The 17226-nt window shown below is 72.1% G+C and carries 15 protein-coding genes; 7 read left to right on the top strand and 8 right to left on the bottom strand.

The features are described from left to right. Positions 1 to 40 precede the first annotated feature (40 nt). Together FPZ12_RS19755 and FPZ12_RS19750 are read left to right on the top strand one after the other, a co-directional pair. Positions 41 to 3994: a non-ribosomal peptide synthetase gene (locus tag FPZ12_RS19755; protein ID WP_150980412.1), complete on the top strand. Its 3954-nt coding sequence runs from the start codon at positions 41 to 43 to the stop codon at positions 3992 to 3994. After that, positions 3991 to 5259 carry an MFS transporter gene (locus FPZ12_RS19750; RefSeq protein ID WP_144749797.1) on the top strand — a complete coding sequence of 423 codons (1269 nt, stop codon included), beginning with the start codon at positions 3991 to 3993 and terminating at the stop codon, positions 5257 to 5259. Before FPZ12_RS19755 ends, FPZ12_RS19750 begins: the two co-directional genes overlap by 4 nt. A 376-nt stretch (positions 5260 to 5635) precedes the next feature. Here the strand turns inward: FPZ12_RS19750 and FPZ12_RS19745 are convergent, their stop codons facing one another. Together FPZ12_RS19745 and FPZ12_RS19740 are read right to left on the bottom strand one after the other, a co-directional pair. Continuing rightward, a complete protein-coding gene (locus FPZ12_RS19745) occupies positions 5636 to 6196 on the bottom strand; it encodes an RNA polymerase sigma factor (RefSeq protein WP_243769929.1) in 561 nt (186 codons plus the stop codon). A gap of 2 nt (positions 6197 to 6198) precedes the next feature. Further along, positions 6199 to 7161: a maleylpyruvate isomerase mycothiol-dependent enzyme family protein gene (locus tag FPZ12_RS19740; RefSeq protein WP_144756986.1), complete on the bottom strand. Its 963-nt coding sequence runs from the start codon at positions 7159 to 7161 to the stop codon at positions 6199 to 6201. Positions 7162 to 7381: 220 nt separating this feature from the next. Between FPZ12_RS19740 and FPZ12_RS19735 the strand changes: the two genes are divergently transcribed. The 4 genes from FPZ12_RS19735 to FPZ12_RS19720 all read left to right on the top strand — a co-directional run bounded on the left by FPZ12_RS19735 (position 7382) and on the right by FPZ12_RS19720 (position 11536). Next, positions 7382 to 8761 (top strand): class I adenylate-forming enzyme family protein, encoded by a 1380-nt coding sequence (locus FPZ12_RS19735; protein WP_243769921.1) that lies wholly within the window; start codon positions 7382 to 7384, stop codon positions 8759 to 8761. Between the two features lie 133 nt (positions 8762 to 8894). Then, complete coding sequence (locus FPZ12_RS19730) at positions 8895 to 10103, top strand: hypothetical protein (protein WP_144756984.1); 1209 nt, start codon at positions 8895 to 8897, stop codon at positions 10101 to 10103. Between the two features lie 136 nt (positions 10104 to 10239). Further along, positions 10240 to 10626 carry a DoxX family protein gene (locus FPZ12_RS19725; RefSeq protein ID WP_144756982.1) on the top strand — a complete coding sequence of 129 codons (387 nt, stop codon included), beginning with the start codon at positions 10240 to 10242 and terminating at the stop codon, positions 10624 to 10626. Positions 10627 to 10651: 25 nt separating this feature from the next. Then, complete coding sequence (locus FPZ12_RS19720) at positions 10652 to 11536, top strand: RNA polymerase sigma-70 factor (RefSeq protein WP_144756980.1); 885 nt, start codon at positions 10652 to 10654, stop codon at positions 11534 to 11536. Between the two features lie 188 nt (positions 11537 to 11724). Here FPZ12_RS19720 and FPZ12_RS19715 read toward each other — a convergent pair whose 3' ends face one another. The 4 genes from FPZ12_RS19715 to FPZ12_RS19700 all read right to left on the bottom strand — a co-directional run bounded on the left by FPZ12_RS19715 (position 11725) and on the right by FPZ12_RS19700 (position 14372). Beyond that, positions 11725 to 12564 carry an alpha/beta hydrolase family protein gene (locus FPZ12_RS19715; RefSeq protein ID WP_166462836.1) on the bottom strand — a complete coding sequence of 280 codons (840 nt, stop codon included), beginning with the start codon at positions 12562 to 12564 and terminating at the stop codon, positions 11725 to 11727. A 61-nt stretch (positions 12565 to 12625) separates the two neighbouring features. Beyond that, positions 12626 to 13120: an SRPBCC family protein gene (locus FPZ12_RS19710; protein WP_144756976.1), complete on the bottom strand. Its 495-nt coding sequence runs from the start codon at positions 13118 to 13120 to the stop codon at positions 12626 to 12628. Then, a complete protein-coding gene (locus FPZ12_RS19705; protein ID WP_144756974.1) occupies positions 13110 to 13454 on the bottom strand; it encodes an ArsR/SmtB family transcription factor in 345 nt (114 codons plus the stop codon). The genes FPZ12_RS19710 and FPZ12_RS19705 overlap by 11 nt, the downstream gene beginning before the upstream one ends. Positions 13455 to 13484: 30 nt before the next feature. Next, on the bottom strand, positions 13485 to 14372 hold the full coding sequence (locus FPZ12_RS19700; RefSeq protein WP_144756972.1) for an NmrA family NAD(P)-binding protein: 888 nt from the start codon (positions 14370 to 14372) through the stop codon (positions 13485 to 13487). Positions 14373 to 14500: 128 nt separating this feature from the next. On the opposite strand from FPZ12_RS19700, the gene FPZ12_RS19695 reads away from it, so the two are divergent. Next, the gene (locus tag FPZ12_RS19695) at positions 14501 to 15391 is read left to right on the top strand and encodes a LysR family transcriptional regulator (RefSeq protein WP_144756970.1); all 891 of its coding nucleotides are present in this window, start codon (positions 14501 to 14503) and stop codon (positions 15389 to 15391) included. Between the two features lie 54 nt (positions 15392 to 15445). Here the strand turns inward: FPZ12_RS19695 and FPZ12_RS19690 are convergent, their stop codons facing one another. Both FPZ12_RS19690 and FPZ12_RS19685 read right to left on the bottom strand, forming a co-directional pair. Then, on the bottom strand, positions 15446 to 16906 hold the full coding sequence (locus FPZ12_RS19690) for a class I adenylate-forming enzyme family protein (protein ID WP_144756968.1): 1461 nt from the start codon (positions 16904 to 16906) through the stop codon (positions 15446 to 15448). A 4-nt stretch (positions 16907 to 16910) separates the two neighbouring features. Next, positions 16911 to 17222 (bottom strand): hypothetical protein, encoded by a 312-nt coding sequence (locus FPZ12_RS19685; protein WP_144756966.1) that lies wholly within the window; start codon positions 17220 to 17222, stop codon positions 16911 to 16913. Between the last annotated feature and the right edge of the window lie 4 nt (positions 17223 to 17226).

Here is a 17226-nt window from a genome sequence, read left to right as displayed (position 1 = left end):
GTGGCCGCCGGGGGAGGCACTGAAGATGGAGGGGTCCACAATGGAGAGTTCAGGCGCGGAGCGGCTGCCGTTGTCGCACGGGCAGCAGCAGCTGTGGTTTCTCGACCAGCTGGCGCCGGGGGAACCGACCTACAACGTGCCGATCGTGCACCGCCTGCTGGGCGCGCTCGACCGGGAGATCATGGGCGAAGCGCTCGCGGCCGTGGTGGCCAGGCACGACAGCCTGCGCGCCACCTTCGGCTCGGACGACGGCACGCCGTACCAGGTGATCGCGCCCGCCGAGCTCGCCGTCCGGCTGCGATACCAGGACTTCACGGGCGCGTCGGAGAACGAGGTCGGCGCCGCGTTGCTGGAAGAGATCGGCACCCCGTTCGACCTCGCCGAAGGGCCGATGTACCGGTTCACGCTCTTCCGCCTCGGGGAGCGGGAGCACGTGCTCTGCCTGACCATCCACCACATCGTCACCGACGGCTGGTCGGCTTCGATCCTCCACCGCGACCTCGCCGACGCCTACCGCGCGCTGTACGAAGGCGAGCGGCCGGAGTTCCCGGAACTGCCCACCGGCTACGGCGATTACGTTGCCTGGCAACACGAACAGCTCGGCACCGGCGTCATCGCCGAGCAGCTGGAGTACTGGGCGGAGCAGCTCGCCGGGCTGCCGGTGCTCGACCTGCCCGCCGACCGGCCGAGGCCCGCCGGACTCAGCTCGGCCGGGGCCACCCTGCGCGCCCCGCTGCCGCCCGAACTGCTCCGCCGCGCGCGGGAATTCGCCGCCTCACAAGGGGTTTCGCTGTTCGTCCCGCTCGTCGCGGCGGTGAACGTGGTGCTCTCGCGCTACACCGGCCAGGACGACGTACCGCTCGGCGTGCCCATGCCCGGGCGCACCGAACCGGAGCTGGAGGACCTGGTCGGCTTCTTCACGAACATGGTGGTGCTGCGGACCGACCTCTCCGGCGACCCGGCGGCCTACGAGCTGCTCGCCCGGATTTCCGAGGCCAACCTGGACGCGTTCGACAACCAGGACGCGCCGTTCGAGAAGGTCGTGGACCGGCTGCGCCCGGTGCGCGATCCCAGCCGGAACCCGCTGTTCGGCGTGTGCGTGCAGTTGCTGGGCGCGCGCACCACGGCCGGGGGCCTCGCGTTCCCCGGCATCGAAACCGCGCCCATCGACGCGCAGTGGGCGCAGTCCCGGTTCGATCTCGCGCTGACGTTCGTGGAGGCGGGGGACGAGCTGACGCTGGGCATCGAGTACTCCACCGAGCTGTTCGACGAGTGGCGGATCCAGGCGCTCGCGGGACACGTCGAGCGGGTCCTGTCCGCGATGTGCGGCGACCCGTCGCTGCGGATTTCCCAGCTGCCGCTGGTATCGCGCGCCGAACGCAGGCAACTGCTGGAGTACGGCCAGGGCGTGCGATCCGGGGCACCGGCCGACCCGGTGCACGAGGTCATCGCGCGCACCGCGGCGGCCGACCCGGACGCGATCGCGGCGGTCTGCCGGGGCAAGGAGCTCAGCTACGGCGAGCTGGACCGCCGGGCCGGGATCCTCGCGAACTACCTGCGGGCACACGGAATCGGCCCGGAACGCATCGTCGCCGTGGCGATGGAACGCGAACTGGACACCCTCGTCGCGCTGCTGGGCGTGCTCAAGGCGGGCGCGGCGTTCGTCGTACTCGACCCCGCGCACCCGGCCGCCCGCCAGGAGTTCATGCTCACCGACACCGGGGCGCCGCTGGTGCTCACCCAGGCCGCCGTCGCGGGCAAGCTGCCCGATCGCGCCCCGGCGATGATCTGCCTCGACACGCAATGGGACGAGATCGAGGCCGCACCGTCCATAGTGGAGAGTGCGCCCGCCACCCGCGATTCACTCGCCTACGTGCTTTACACCTCGGGCTCCACGGGGAAACCGAAGGGTGTGCTGATCGAGCACCGGGCGCTGACGTCGTTCATCGAGTCCTACCGGCGCACGTTCTCACTCGGCCCGGACGACCGGATGCTGCAGCTCGCCGCGCTCGCCTTCGACATGTCGCAGGGCGAGATCTTCACCGGGCTCACCGTCGGCGCGACGCTGGTGCTGGTGCCGCCCGAAACCGGCGGCTCGGCGGACGCGCTGGCCGAGCTGATGCGGGCCGAGCAGGTGAGCTACGTCTGCTTCTCCCCGGCCATGCTTTCCCTGCTGGACGCGGAACCCTACCCGGCGCTGCGCAAGATCATGGCGGGCGGGGAGGCCGTGCCCGGCGAGCTGGTGAACAAGTGGAACACCGGCGAGCGCAGGCTGGTGAACGTGTACGGGCCGACCGAAGCGGCCGTCGGCTGCACGGCGTACGAATGCCCGCACCGGGACTGGCGCGGCGCCCCGCCGATCGGCAAGCCGTATCCCGACCGCCGGATGTACGTGGTGGACCGGTGGAACAATCTCGTGCCGCCGGGTGTGCCGGGGGAGCTGCTGATCGGGGGCGCGGAAGGGCTCGCCCGCGGCTACCTCAACCGGCCGGAGCTGACCGCCGAGAAGTTCGTGCGCGACCCCTTCCGGCCGACCGGGCGCGTCTACCGCAGCGGTGATCTCGTGCGCTGGAACGCGGACGGGGACCTGGAGTTCTTCGGCAGGCTCGACACGCAGGTGCAGCTGCACGGGCTGCGGATCGAGCTGGAGGAGATCGAATCCGCGCTGCTGAGTCATCCTGACGTCGCGGCGGCGGCGGTCGCGCTGCGCCCGGATCCGGCCGGGGACAACCGTTTGGTCGGTTACGTGGTGCCGGCCGCGGAACGGGAAGCGCCCACTCCGGCCGACCTGCGTCGCCACGTCGGCGATCAGCTGCCCGGGTACATGGTGCCGTCGAGCTGGCTCGTGCTGGACAAGTTCCCGCTGACCACCGCGCGCAAGGTCGACCGGGCCGCGCTGCCGGACCCGGCCGCCGGCCCCGAGCGGGCCCGCGAAGTGGCGGAGTGGATCGAGCCGCGCACGCCGACCGAGGCGACGGTGGCCGAGGTGTTCGCCGAGGTGCTTTCGCTCGCGCGCGTCGGCGCCGGGGACGATTTCTTCGAGCTGGGCGGGAGTTCGCTGCAGGCGATGCGGCTGGCCAGCAGGCTGAGCCGGGCGTTCGGCGTGAAGGTGAACGTCAAGCAGCTCTACGGCTCGTCGATGGTGAGCGCGGTGGCGGGCACGGTCGACGCCCTTCGCGCGACCGGGGCGGCCGCCGACCGCGACCCGCTCGTGGTGCTGAAGGCGGACGGCGAGCAGCCGCCGTTGTTCTGCCTGCCGCCGGTTTCCGGTTCCGCCTACGCGTACTCCGGTCTAGCCGGGCTGCTCGACGCTCACCCGGTGTTCAGCCTGGAGGCGCCGGGGTTCGACAACGACCGCACCCCGCTGGGCACGGTCGAGGAGCTGGCCGCCGAGTACGTCGACGCGCTCCGCGAGACCCGCCCGGCCGGCGCCTACCGGCTGCTCGGCTGGTCGATGGGCGGCACGGTCGCCTTCGACATGGCCCTGCGGCTGCAGGACGCCGGGGTCGAGGTGCCGCTGCTGGTCATCGTCGACTCGCAGCTGCGTCAGAAGGGTGGCGTGCTGCCGGAACACCTGCTGCTGCGGCAGTTCGCCGCGGAGATGGCGGGCACGCCGGGCGGAGTGGTGCCCGCGCTGGAGAAACTGCTCGCCTCGGTCGCCGACCAGGACGTGGACGCGGAAGCCGCGCTCACCGAACTGGCCGGGACGGGCGCGCTGGCCCCGGAGATGGACGCCGAGTTCCTCCGGCGCCGCTACGCGGTGTTCCGGGCGAACGTGGACGCGCTGGCCGCGTACCGGCCACGCGGCACGTTCCACGGCAACCTGGTGCTCATCCGCGCTACCGCGTCGCCGGACACGTTCATGCGGTGGGGGCGCCACGCCGACGAGTTCCAGGAGTACACAGTGGACGGTGACCACTTCTCGATCTGGTCGGGTGCCGGGCTGCATGCCATCGCCGCGACCGTGCGGGCGGAGCTGGAGGCGGGCGGATGACCGCGGCGGAAACCCGGGACACCCCGAAAAGCCTGTGGCACAACAAGGATTTCCTGAAGTTCTGGGTGGGGGAGACACTGTCGGTGGCCGGCAGCCAGGTGACTTCGCTGGCCTTCCCGCTCACCGCGGTGCTGGTGCTCGACGCGACGGCGCAGCAGATCGGCTGGCTGAGTTTCCTGCAGCTGGTGCCCGCGCTCGCGCTGGCCCTGCCGCTCGGCGTGCTCGTCGACCGGCACCGGCGCAAGCCCGCGATGCTCACCGCGAACGCCGCCCGCATGCTGCTGATCGGGCTCATCCCGGCGCTGGCGCTGGCCGGCGCGCTGCACATGTGGGTGCTGTTCGTGGTGGCCTTCGGGGCCGGGGTCGCCACGGTGCTCTACGACGTGAGCTTCCTGTCGTTCGTACCGGTGCTCGTCGAGGACCGGCGTTCGATCATCGAGGCGAACTCGAAGCTGGGCGCCAGCATGTCCGGCGCGCAGGCGGCCGGGCCGGGCATCGGGGGAGCGCTGGTCAGCGCGCTGACCGCGCCCGTCGCGATGCTGGTGGACGCGGGGTCGTACCTGGTTTCGCTGGGCACGCTGGTGCTGATCCGCACGCCGGAGCCGAAACCGGCGCGGCCGGAGCGGCGGCATCTCGGGCGGGAGCTGCTGGCGGGGCTGCGCTTCGTGGTGGGCAACCGCTACCTGCGCGCCGTCGCCGTGGTGGGGGCGCTGTGCAACTTCTTCGTGATCGCGGTCGACTCCATTTTCGTGCTGTACGCGGTGCGGGACAAGGGATTGTCGGCACTGCTGCTCGGGGTGATCCTGACGATGGGCGCGGTCGGCGGGGTCGTGGGTTCGCTGGTCTCGGGCCGGTTCACCCGGCGGTTCACCGTCGGGCGGGCGTACGTCGGGTTCCTGGTGATCACGTTCCTCGCCCCGCTGCTGATCCCGGCGGCGGCCGGGCCGGAACCGCTGGTGGTGACCGTGTTCGCCGCCGCGTTCCTGCTCAACTTCCTCGGCGTGAGCGGGGTCAACGTGATCATCGTGACGCTGCGGCAGGTGATCACCCCGATGCGGCTGATGGGCCGGATGAACTCGGCCATGCGCACCCTGCTGCTCGGTATGGGCGCGCTCGGCGGCCCGTTCGCCGGACTGCTCGGCGGCGCGATCGGCGTGCACGCGGCGCTGTGGGTCTGCGCGCTCGGTTCCTCGGCGATTCTGGTGCCGCTGCTGCTTTCGCCGGTCGGCCGGTTGAGGGAGATGCCGGAGGCTGTGCGGGAGTGACGGCCGGGGTTGGTGTGTTGGCCGCTCGCGTTAGTGTGTTGGCCGGGTGGGGCGGTGTGTTGGCTCGTGGTGGCGGTGTGGTGGCTTGGCGCGGGCTGCGGCGGCAACGGACGCGCGCGGGGCGCGCTGGGTGCACCCCTCCGCCGCCCCGATCCGTGAGTGTTCGCGGTCATCGGGCCGCGTCAAGGCGGGAAAGAGTACCTTGACCCAGCCCGATGACCGCAAAAGCAGGCTGGGGATCGGAGCGGCGGAGGGGTGTGGTCGTCGGGAAGGCTCGCTTCGCGTTGCCGGGTGGCGGTTTTCGGGTGGTGTTGGGGACGGGCGTGGTCCTCGGGAAGGCTCGCGTTGCGTTGCCGGGTGGCGGGTGGGCGCGGGGTCAGCCGAGCACGCCCTCCTTTTCCAGGTGGTCGGCTATTCCCCGCAGGCCGAAGCGCAGGCGGGATTTCACGGTGCCTTCCGGGATCCCGAGCTTCTCGGCCACGCGGCGGTACGTCAGCCCCTCGTAGTAGGCCAGTGTCACCGCGATCCGTTGCGCCTCAGGCAGTCGCTGCACGGCGACGCGCACGGTGTGCACCATCGCGTTGTGCGCCACCAGATCCGCGGTATCCGACTCGGGATGCACCTGCTGCGCCTGCGCGACGGCGGCGCGTTCCCTGGTCTGCGTGCGGCGGATCGAGTCGATCGCCCGGCTGCGCGCCATCGTGCACAGCCAGGTCCCCAGCCTGCCACGTTCGGGGTCGAAGCGCTCCGGTCTTTCCCACAGCCGCACGAACACCTCCTGCGTGATGTCCTCGGCCGCGGGCGGATCGGTCAGCATCCGGGTGAGCAGCCCGAACACCATCGGCGAATACGCCCGGTAGGCCTCGGCGAGCGCCTCCGCGTCGCCCGCGATCAGGCGCTGGCGCAGCCGATGCTCGTTTTCGCGTTCGGTTCGCACGGTCAATCACAACCCAGCGTCGCGGCGGCGGCCAGCAGGTCTTCGGCCAGGCCCCGGTCGCCGTCCACGGACCGTGGCAGCCGCGCCGGGTCGATGCGGCCCGCCATCAGCCGGCACACGTCGACGGCCTCGGCGCGGATGGTCGCCGCCACGACCGCCGTGCCCCCCAGTGGTTCCAGCGCCGGCGTCACCAGCCATTCGCCGTTGCCCGGCCCGGAAAGCGCCAGCCGCGCCGCGCGGCCGGGACGATGCGTCCCCGCCGCGTACAGCACCGTCGGCAGCAGCCTCACGCCGAGCCCGACCACCGACCGGATCTGCTCCGGCGGCGGCACGCGGACCGGCAAATGGAGCGCGACGCGGATGTCGTCGGCGTGCGTCCAGGTCTCGAAGGCACGCTGCACCAACGCATCCCGCATCGGCGCGGTGGCCGGGACCGGACCGGCGAGCCGCGCGGGGCGCTCGAGCACGGTCTGGTCGGCGGAGGCGAGCGCGCGCAGCAGGGTGGTGGCCCCGGCGCGCCAGCCCGCCCGCCCGGGCGCGGGAACAGTGGGGGCGCCGAGCGCGGTGGCCACCGGCGCGTCGTTCTCCGCCAGGTGCTCCACCAGCGTCCGGACGCTGCCGTACTTCGCGGCGGGCCGGGACCATTGCGCGCCGGTGAGCGTGTCGAGGAGCGAGTCCATCTCCGCGGCCTGAACGGCATACGCGCGGGCCGGCGCCAGCAGGGGCACCGCCACTGGCGGCCGCGCCGTGAGCGCGGCCGCCAGCACGGCGTCCCCCAGTGACGGCGTCGGCGGTACCGACTCGACGACGCCCAGCAGGCTCGCCACCCCCTTCAACCGGCCCGCCTCGGCCGCGCACACCGGGCACTCCCTCAGGTGCGCGGCGATCGAGGCCGCCTCGGCGGCGGGGACGGCGTCCACCGCCCACGCGCCGAGCTCGCCCGCGACGTGCCCTGCTCCGGCCATCGAACCCTCCCCGGAAAGCGGCGTGACCGGCGCGGGCGAACTCGCCGGCCGCGGGACCCGTGCTGGGACATCGTTCGGCTCCCCCCGTCGGTCCCGGTGTCGAGGCTATGCCGGTGCTACGCGGTCATCGAGGGCTTGGATGACTTGGGGGACAACGAAAGGCGGTCACCGGAAACCGGCATGAGCGGTGATCGTCCGCCGTCGGGTAGCGTCGGCGCCCGTGCCAGGGGAAAGCGCGTTCCTGTCCGCCGCCCTCGCCGCGCTCGCCCGCGGCGGGGACCGCGTGCTGTTCCACCACGACGGGCCGATGACGTATCGCGAGGCCGACGCACTGCTGCGCCGGTTGCACGGCGGGCTCGGCGAAGCAGGCGTTGTCGCCGTCGATCTGGAGAACCGGCCCGAAGCCCTGCTGGTGCCGCTCGCGGCGATGCTGCGCGGCGCGCGCGTGCTGTTCGTCGCGGCCTCCGCGCCCCGCCAGGCCGAGCTGGCCGCGGCGGAGGCGGCCGGTGTCACGACGGTGGTGACGGACCGGCCCGAGGCGTGGCCCGCCGGGGACGTCCGGACGGTGAGCGACCTGCTCGGCCAGCCAGCGCCGGTCTCGCTGCCTGGAGCGGTGGACGTGCTGTTCCCGTCCGGCGGGACGACGGGGGCGCCGAAGATCATCCGGCACAGCGGGATCTACGACGGCATGGCGCACATCTTCGCGGCCTCGCCGGGCGAGCCCGAGCGCACGCTCGTCGTCGCGCCGATGACCCACCTGACCGGCCACGCGAGCGTCGTCGGCGGTTTGTTGCGGGGCGACAAAGTTGTGCTGCACAACGGTTTCGCGGCCGGAGAGGTGCTCGCCGCGATCGAGGAGCACCGGATCACGGCGCTGTCGCTCACCCCGCCCCGCCTGGCGGCGCTCCTCGATCACCCGGCGCGGCCGCGCACCAGGCTGGACAGCGTCCGCGCTCTTTCCCTGGGCGCCGCGCCGCTCCCGCCGCACCGGCTCGCCCAGGCGCTCGAGGTGTTCGGTCCGGTCGCCGGGCAGGGCTACGGGCTGACCGAGGCGCCGATGATCGCGAGCATCTCCGCGGCGGAGCTGGCCGGACGGCCCGGCCGGCTCGGTTCGGTCGGCCGGATCGTGCCCGGGATGGAGGCCCGGATCACCGAGGGTGAGGTGGAAGTGCGGGGACTGGCCATGATGGACGGTTACCTCGGCGCCCCGCCGGTGGGCGAGGGCTGGCTGCCCACCGGAGACCTCGGCCGGTTCGACGACGAGGGCTATCTGTACTTGTCAGGGCGCGCGGACGACGTGGTGATCGTCGGGGAGCACGGCACCAAGATCGCACCGTCCACAGTGGAGGACGCGATCGCCGGGCACCCCGCCGTGCGCGCCGTCGCGGTGTTCGGTGTGCCGGGGGAGGACGGCCCCTCGTTACACGCGGTAGTGGTCGCCGAAGGGGTCGGCGCGGAGGAAATCAGGACCCGCGCGCGGGCCGTTTTCGGGCGGGAGCATTATGTTCCCGCGACAGTGGAGTTCGCGGACTCCCTGCCGCTGACGGGCATCGGCAAAGTGGACAAACGAGCTCTTCGTGCCGTGTTCGGGGTGGACTGACCGTACGTACGGGCGGCCACGCTCCGATTCGGACACACCCCTGGCGGACACGCGCGGGGTGGTGGTATGAATCCCCCCGCTACCCGATATGCTCGCCACCCCCACCGATGAGAACTTAACAAGGGTAAACAACATGGAAACCGAGAGCGACCAGCAGGCTGCGCCAGCGGACGTCCTCAGCAGCGCGGCGCACGCCGCGCGGCTGGTCATGCTGGACACCATGGACGAGCGGATCCGCTACGCCTGTGAAGCCCTGGAACAACCGTCGACATCGGACGTGCTGGCCTTCCTGCTCACCTACGGGGTGGTGACCAACCCCAAGCGCGAACGGTCCTACGTGGCCGCGCAGGTGAAGAAGTGGCGCGAAGAGCGCGGCATGGCCGACACCGGCGACCTCCCGCGCCTGTCGGTGGAAATGCTGACGGAACTCGACGCGCAGCGCGCCGAGGAGAAGGCGAAGACGGCCGCCGAGGAGACCACCGAGATCGCGGCGGTCGAGCAGGCCACGGTCACCGAGGTCAAGCCTGAGCCGGAGCCGGAGCCCGAACCGCAGCCCGAACCGCAGCCCGCCGAGGACGCGGCGCAGTCCGGCCGCCCGCACATCATCGAGGCGCCCAGCAAGTCCCGCCGGTCCCGGCCGGAAGGCTCGGGCGGGTTCTACCTCGTCGCGTTCATGTCGCTGCTGGTGTCGGTGGACACCTCGTGGCGGTTCTTCGGCGAGAAGCTCGGCATCACCAACATCTACGAGCGCGCCGCGATGTTCGCGGTCGTCGAGGTCGCGCTGATCGCCTGCGGTTTCGCGATGCGCGCGGGGATCCGCAGCCACGACAACAAGCCCGGCCCGGCCCGGCTGATCCTGTGGGCGCTGTGCGCGGCGTCCGGCTACATGGCCTTCGACCTCGCGGGCCCGGTCTCCGGCCTCGCCCGTGTCATGCTCGGCCCGGTGCTGGGCGTGGTCATGCTGCACCTCGCGCTCGGCATCGAGCTGCGGCACGCCCGCACCCGTGTCACCACGTGGGCGCGGATCAGCCGTGAGCTGAAAGAGCGTTTCCTGTCCCGGCTCGGCCTCGGGGACGACGAGCGTGACGCGCTCGCCCGCACCCGGGACCGCGCGGCCCGCCGCGCCGCGCACCTGGCCCGCGCTTCCTGGGCCACGCCGTTCCGCAAGGTCCGCCTCGCCCGCGCGCTGCGTTCGGCGAACGCCGCGCACGACGACCGGATGCGCGCCCGGCTGATGGCGGAGCTGGCCGCGGCCCAGCACGCCGACGAGCTGCGCCGCCTGGACCTCGCTTCGCCGTGGTCCGACTCGCTGACGTCGACGCTGAAGTACCGGCGTCGCTGAGAGCGCTTTCTCCCCGGCCGCGGGCCGGTCACCCTCGAGGTGGCCGGCCCGCGGCTTTTTCGTCACCCGGCACGTGTCACAGGATGGCGGCCGCCGGTGTCTGGTGGGCGGATTCCCCGTCACGGAGGAGAAGCTCATGAACGTCACCCTGTGGATCGCCGCCGGGCTGCTGGCCGCCGTCGCACTGGCCGGCGGGTTCACCAAGGCGTTCCTGCCGAGGGAAAAACTGGCCGCGGCCGCCGGCGGCGAATGGACCCGGGACGCGCCCGCCGGGTTCCTCCGGACGCTCGGCGCGCTCGAGCTGCTCGCGGCGTTCGGCCTGATCCTGCCCGCGGTGACCGGCATCGCGCCGGTGCTGGTGCCGGTGACAGCGCTGTGCTGGGTGCTGCTGATGATCGGCGCGATGATCGCGCATCTGCGGTACGCCGGTGCCGCGCGGTTCGTCGCGCTGAACCTGATTTACCTGGCCGTCGCGGCGTTCGTCGTGTGGGGCCGGTTCGGCGCCGTGCCGTTCGGTGCGTGAGGATGAGGACGGACAGGAGGACCCGTTGAGCGAGCGAGCCACCGAAGTTTTCGTCGCGCACCGCAACCTGCTCTTCACCGTCGCCTACGAGATGCTCGGTTCGGCGGCCGACGCCGAGGACGTGCTGCAGGAAACCTGGCTGCGGTGGGTGGAGGTGGACCTGGCGCAGGTGCGGGACGAGCGTGCCTATCTGGTCCGCGTCACCACCCGGCAGGCGCTGAACCGGCTGCGCGCGCTGAAGCGCCGCCGGGAGGCGTATGTCGGGCCGTGGCTGCCGGAGCCGCTGCTGACGTCGCCCGACGTGGCCGAAAACGTGGAGCTGGCGGAGAGCGTGTCGATGGCGGCGATGCTCGTCCTGGAGACGCTGTCGCCGACCGAGCGCGCGGTTTTCGTGCTACGCGAGGTTTTCGACGTCGGGTACGACGAAATCGCCGGTGCCGTGGGGAAAACCCAGGCCGCGGTCCGGCAGATCGCGCACCGCGCCCGGCAGCACGTCGACGCGCGCCGCCCGCGCGAGACGGTCACCCCGGACGAGACGAAGGCGGTGCTGGAGTCGTTCCGGCGCGCCTTCGAAACCGGGGACCTGCAAGGACTTCTCGACGTACTCGCGCCCGAGGTCGTGCTGGTCAGTGACGGCGGTGGCGTCAAGCAGGCGGCGCTGCGCCCGGTGTCCGGTTCGGACAAGGTGGCCCGGTTCATCTTCGGCGGCACCGGCAAGGCCGACGCCACGATCACCGTGGGGCCCACCGTGGTCAACGGCAACCCGGCGCTCGTGCTCCGCCTCGACGGCGAGATCGACGGCGTGCTGGCGCTCCGCGTCGGAGGCGGGCGCGTCACCGGCCTGTACTACGTGCGCAACCCGGAAAAGCTGACCCGCGTGCAGGCGGAAACCCCGCTCACGCTTCGCTGACGGGGCACCATACGGCTGGCTCGCCGTTCCCGTGGGTGTGTTGGCCGTTCCCGTGGGCGAGTTGGCCGTTCCCGTGGGCGAGTTGGCTGAAGGCGTCGGCGAGTTGGCCGAAGGCGGCACACTGAGCGGCGGAACCTAACGCCGCACCGGACCTAACGCCGCACCGGAACCTGGCGCCGGGCCCGAACCTAACGCCGGCCGGAACCTTCCCCTGCCACCTGCCGGGCGAACCAGGTCGTCAGAATCTCGTCGACCGCCTTGGCGACAGGTGACTGCGGCGCGGGTTCGAGGCCCGGTTCGTCGGCCAGCGGGTGCGCCAGGCCGGGCACGGTGACGAGCTCGACCTCGTCCGGCCGGGCATAGCGCCCGCGGAGCGCGTCCACGAGCGCCGCCGCGTCCACGCGAAGATCAGGGTGGTCCCGCTCGCCACTGATCAGCAAGAACGGCGGTTCGCCCGCGATCTCGCCGGCGCGGGCGACGAAGTCCAGTTCACGCGCGACCTCGCGCGCCTCCGGGGTCCACCGGTACGGATGCCCGGCGAGGCCGTCGACGAGCCCCACCGCGGACCGGATCCGCGCCGCCGGGTTGACCAGCGCCACCGACCGCACCGGGATCCCTTGCGCGGCAAGCACTTCCAGCGCCACCGTACCGCCGAGGGAGGCGCCGAGCAGGCTGACCGGCCCGTCCTCGATCGGCAGCTGAGCGCGCAGCGCGGCGAGCGCGGCCGGGAACTCCGCGGCGGCCTGGCGGGTGAACGGCGCCAGGAAGGACAACAACGCGTCCTCGCGCGCGAGCTCGACGACCGCGTCCACCCGGCCGTCGACCATGCGCGCGCCGCACATCGGCATGCCCAGGTGTACCCGCCACGCGCGCACCCCGGCCATCGGCAGCGCGGCGGCGAACGCCGCGTCGGTGCGCGGCGCGTCGAGCATGTGCCAGGACACGATCAGCGGCGCGGGGCCGCCACCGGGCGGGGGCACCGCCGTGAACGGGACTCCGGCCGCGGTACCCGTGATCGTCTCCACGATCGGCACACTACGGTCCGCGGCCGGTGCCGCGCAGCTGCTTTCACCGAGGGCGAAAACCCTGTCACCGCAAGGATTGCGCGAGTTCCTCGAGCAGGTCGAACTGCTCCTGCATCCCGGTTTCCATCCCGGACTCCAGGATGCCGTCCCGCAGCTCCCTGCTCCCGCACTCGGACAGCATGGCGACGGTGGTGCGGCCGTCGTGCTCGGTGAAGGTGGTGGTGACGACGGGCGCGCCCTCGTCGGACTCCGGGGCGCCGGGCATCTCGAACACCTCGGTGTTCACGATCCGCTCGGCCTCGGCGATTTCCCGGTACTCGCCATGGAAAGCGACCTCCTGCCCGTGGCCGGCGGCCAGCACGTACCGCCACCGGCCGCCGACCCGCAGATCGATCTCGACGCTCGTCACCGTGCCCCGGTGCCCGCCCCACCACCGTTTGACCAGCTCCGGCGTGGTCCACGCGCGGTACACCAGCCGTCTCGGCGCGGCGAACTCGCGCGTGATCAGGATCTGGTCGTCCGCGGGCAGGGTGATCTTCGCGGTTCCGCTACTCGCCATCTCGCTGCTCCTCCTGGAGTTCCGCCAGCACGGTGTCGAGCGCGTCGAAACGCTCGGACCACGTGCGCTCGTACTGCTTGACCCAGTCGTGGATCGGCTTGAGCGCCTTGCCATTCAGCCGGTACAGCCGTCGGCGCCCGTCGTCCCGCACGTCCACCGCGCCGACGTCGCGCAGCACCCGCAGGTGCTTGGACACCTGCGGCTGCGTCAGCCCGAGTTGGTCCACCAGCTCGTTCACCGGGCGCTCGCCCGCGGCGAGCACGTCGAGGATCTGCCGGCGCCGGGGCTCGGCCACGGCGTTGAACGCGTCGGCCGTCGTCGCTGCTCGTGCCACCCCGTCATCGTATGCCGATATGGGAATACGTCAAGCGGCTTCGACGGCGGGCTTGAGCACCTCCTCGCACCAGGTGCGGAAACTCGTGGGCGTGCTGGTCTCCGGGGTGCGGGCCACGCCGTTGTCGAGGCCGTTGTCCTTGGCGTCCGACATGTCGGCCATGCCCTGCGCGATCGCCTGCGACCGGCCATCGGCGAGCATGCCCGCGCGGAGGTCCGCGAGCGGGATCTGCTGGTACCGCACGGATTTCCCGAGCACCTCGGTCATGATCCGCGCGAGGTCGTCGTGCGAAAGGTCCTCCGGGCCCAGCGCGGGGACCTCGCCGTGCCCGGTCCAGGAGTCGTCCAGCAGCAGCTTCACCGCGGCGGCGGCGATGTCGCGGGTCGCGGCCGTGGGCAGTTTCCGGCCGGGGGAGATCGTGCCGAAGAACAGGCCCTGTGCCTTGATCGCGCCGGCCTGTCCGAGGAGGTTGTCCATGAACGACGGCATCACGAGCGCCCGGTACGGCACGCCGGTCGCCGCGATCTGGTCGTCCAGCTTCAGCGAAGCCGTGACGTGCCCGGCATGTCCGGCGACGGCGGTGCCGCGGCCCAGCGCCGACACGCCGACGACCCGGCCGACGCCCTCCGTCACGAACGCTTCGCACGCCGCGCGGCTGAAGCCCGAGTACACGGCTTCGAGGCTGTCGGCGTGCGGGTTCGGCGGCACGAGCCAGAACACCGCGTCGGCACCGGCGAAGGCCTTCGCCAGCACGTCGGCGTCGGCATGCGAGCCCTGGACCACCTCGGCCTGCTCGCGGATGCGGGCGCTCAGGCGCGCCGGGTCGCGGACGATCACCCGGACCGGGGCGCCCCGGTCGAGCAAGGTGTCCGCGACCTGACGGCCGATGGTGCCCGTCGGGGTGGTGACGACGATCATCGCGACTCCAAAATTGCATGGGGTGTAAGGGAAAGCGCCGGACTCCGTGGCCGGCCGCGAGATCCAGTCAACCCGGGGTCGGCGCGAACCTGAAGGACCGATGCGGGCGGAATTGATACCCTGGGGATATGAACGACCTGGAGACCCGGCAGCTGCGCTATTTCGTGGCCGTCGCCGAAGAGCTGCATTTCGGGCGCGCGGCCGAGCGGCTGGGCATGGCGCAGCCGCCGCTGTCGCGGGCGATCCGTGAGCTGGAGCGGCAGCTGGGCGTGCAGTTGCTCGAACGCACCACCCGTCAGGTCGCGCTCACCCCGGCCGGGGAGGTGCTGCTGCGCGACGCGAAGACGGCGCTGCAGGCTGTCACGGCGGCGGGGGAGCGGGCCCGGCACGCGGGGCGCGCGGAGCCGACCCTCCGGCTTGCGCTGAAGGCCGACTACGACGCGGGTCTGCTGCCGGAAATCCTTGCCGCGTACCGGCGTGAGGAGGCTGCGCTGCCGGTCGAGGTGCAGATGGGCGGGCGCGGCGAGCAGGTGCCCGCGCTGCTGGACGGCCGCGCCGACGTCGCGATCCTGCCGACGCCGTTCGACGATCAGGGCCTGGACAGCGAACCGCTCCTGACCGAGCCGCGGCTGGTGGCGCTCGCCGCGTCGGACCCGCTGGCCGATCGGCCTTCACTGAGCCTCGCGGACCTCGCCGGCCGCACGCTCCCGGACGGGATGCCCGCCGAGCTCGGGGGAGACCAGCTGCCGCCGCCCGGAATTCCCTTGCCGCACCGGGATTTCGCGCAGCTGTTCACGATGGTGGAGTTGGGGAGTGTGGTCTGGTACGCGCCCGTTTCGGTGGCGCGGCGGCATTCTAGGCCCGGCGTCGTGTTCCGCGAGGTGCGGGATGTGGAGCCGTCGGCGCTCGTGGTGGCGTGGCCGCGGATCTCGCGTTCGCAGGCGGTTGCCGCGTTCGTCCGAGTGGCGACGGCCGTCGCCGCGGAGGCCCAGCGACCCCCGCTCAAGGCAGTCCGCTGACGGTCCACTGTGGACCTCGTGGCGCTCAGCTCGTGGCCGCCGCGGCGTGGGCCGTCACCCTTGCCCGAGCGCGGTCACGACATCGCGCCGGCGGATCTTGCCCGTGTCGGTGCGGGGCAACTCGTCCCAGACCACTACGCGGTCCGGGGTCTTGGAGCCGCGCAGCGTGGTGCGGACTGCCTCGCGAAGCTGCTCCGGATCGAGCGCCGCGCCCGGTTCCGGCGTGACCACGGCCGCGATCCGGTGGCCCCATTCGTCATCGGGGACGCCGACCACCACCGCGTCGGCCACGCCGTCGAGGCGGAGCAGGACGTCCTCGATCTCGGCGGGCGCGATGTTCTCGGCGCCCCTGATGATCGTGTCGTCCTCCCGTCCTTCGACGAACAGGAACCCGTCGCCGTCGAGACGCCCGAGGTCGCGGGTGTCGAACCAGCCGTCCGAGGAGACCTGCTCGCCGCGAACCCAGATCCGTCCGGAAAGCCCCGCGGAGAGCCGGCTCCCGTCGATGTCGCGGATCTCCACCTCCACCCCGGGAATGGGCGTGCCCACCGAGTGCAGCCGGGCGCGCTCCTCGGGATCCGTTGCGGCGAACGCCTTTCGGTGTTCCTCAGGGCCCAGCACGGCGACGGTCGAGCTGGTCTCGGTCAGGCCGTAGGCGTTCACGAACCCCACCCGCGGCCACTCGCGCAGCGCGCGTTCGATCACGCGCGGCGGCATCGGGGCACCGCCGTAGGCGAGCGTGCGCAGGCTCGGCACCGAACGGTCCACGGTGTCGTCCGCCATGATGCGCGCGAGGATCGTCGGCACCACCATCGCGTTCGTGACCCGTTCGCGCCGCACCGCGTCCAGCCACGCGGCGGGGGAGAAGGCGCCCAGCAGCACCAGCCGCCGCCCGGCGTAGAGGTTGGTGACCACATTGGACACTGCCGCGATGTGGTACGGCGGCACGCAGATCAAGGAAGCTTCGTCCGGGCCCGCGCTCCCGAACTCCACCGTGCCGATGACGTAAGAGACGAGGTTCGCGTGCCGCAGCACCACGGGCTTCGGCGCCGAGGTGGTGCCGCTGGTGTAGATGATCACCGCCGGGTCGTCCGGCGCCGGTTCGGTCACCGGGCGGCCCGGCATGATCGTCGAGATCGTGTTCTCGAACCACACGTCCGGCGTCTGTACGCGCACGGCCGTGCTCTCGGCGACGGCCGTGTGCTGCTCGTCGGCGATCACGTACGCGCGCGGATGTTCGGCCAGCAACGCGCTGAGCTGCTCGGCGCCCAGGCGGTAGTTGAGGGGCACGAACGGCACGCCCGCGATGGCCGCCGCGAACAGCGCGACCGGGAAGGCCGGCCCGTTCTCGGCGAGGTGGACCAGCGCGGACGCCCCGGTCTGCATCAGCATCGCGGCGCCGTGGCGGGACACCGTGCGGAACTTCTTGACCGACAAGGCCCCGGCGGGGGTGGCCAGCGCGGCGCGCTCCTCGTCGGCGTCGACGGCCATGTCCAGCAGAGTCGTGAGGTTCATGGCGTCAGTCCGAAGCGGGCAGCGGCTTGGCGGTCTTGATCTCCAGCGGGACGCCGCCCAGCGCGAGCGACCCCTGCCCTTGCTTGGTGCACAACAACTCCACGGAGCCCTCCGGATCGGTGTACCTTTTTCCCAGCTTCGTCCCGGCCGCCTGCGCCGGGTCCAGCGCGCCCCGCGAGGCGCTGTCGTAAAAGGCCTTCTCCACCATCGGCGCGCCACCGCAGGTCACCGGCGCGGCACCGGCGGACCAGCGCACGACCACCACGGTCGTTTCGTCCACGGTGCTCCGCAGCGTCGTCCCGGTCTTCGGCTCCATGCTC

Origin of the sequence: Amycolatopsis acidicola, from assembly GCF_007713735.2 — a bacterium.
In the GTDB taxonomy this organism is placed as follows: Bacteria; Actinomycetota; Actinomycetes; order Mycobacteriales; family Pseudonocardiaceae; genus Amycolatopsis_E; species Amycolatopsis_E acidicola.
The sequence above is the reverse complement of the archived record's forward strand: the minus strand, read 5'-3'. Positions and strand labels throughout refer to the sequence as shown.

Bases quoted from the DNA above. Each gene is read 5' to 3' on its own strand.
- FPZ12_RS19755 (WP_150980412.1), top strand. From the start codon at position 41: ATGGAGAGTTCAGGCGCGGAGCGGCTGCCGTTGTCGCACGGGCAGCAG.
- FPZ12_RS19750 (WP_144749797.1), top strand. From the start codon at position 3,991: ATGACCGCGGCGGAAACCCGGGACACCCCGAAAAGCCTGTGGCACAAC.
- FPZ12_RS19740 (WP_144756986.1), bottom strand. From the start codon at position 7,161: ATGGCCGGAGCAGGGCACGTCGCGGGCGAGCTCGGCGCGTGGGCGGTG.
- FPZ12_RS19730 (WP_144756984.1), top strand. From the start codon at position 8,895: ATGGAAACCGAGAGCGACCAGCAGGCTGCGCCAGCGGACGTCCTCAGC.
- FPZ12_RS19725 (WP_144756982.1), top strand. From the start codon at position 10,240: ATGAACGTCACCCTGTGGATCGCCGCCGGGCTGCTGGCCGCCGTCGCA.
- FPZ12_RS19710 (WP_144756976.1), bottom strand. From the start codon at position 13,120: ATGGCGAGTAGCGGAACCGCGAAGATCACCCTGCCCGCGGACGACCAG.
- FPZ12_RS19700 (WP_144756972.1), bottom strand. From the start codon at position 14,372: ATGATCGTCGTCACCACCCCGACGGGCACCATCGGCCGTCAGGTCGCG.
- FPZ12_RS19695 (WP_144756970.1), top strand. From the start codon at position 14,501: ATGAACGACCTGGAGACCCGGCAGCTGCGCTATTTCGTGGCCGTCGCC.
- FPZ12_RS19690 (WP_144756968.1), bottom strand. From the start codon at position 16,906: ATGAACCTCACGACTCTGCTGGACATGGCCGTCGACGCCGACGAGGAG.
- FPZ12_RS19685 (WP_144756966.1), bottom strand. From the start codon at position 17,222: ATGGAGCCGAAGACCGGGACGACGCTGCGGAGCACCGTGGACGAAACG.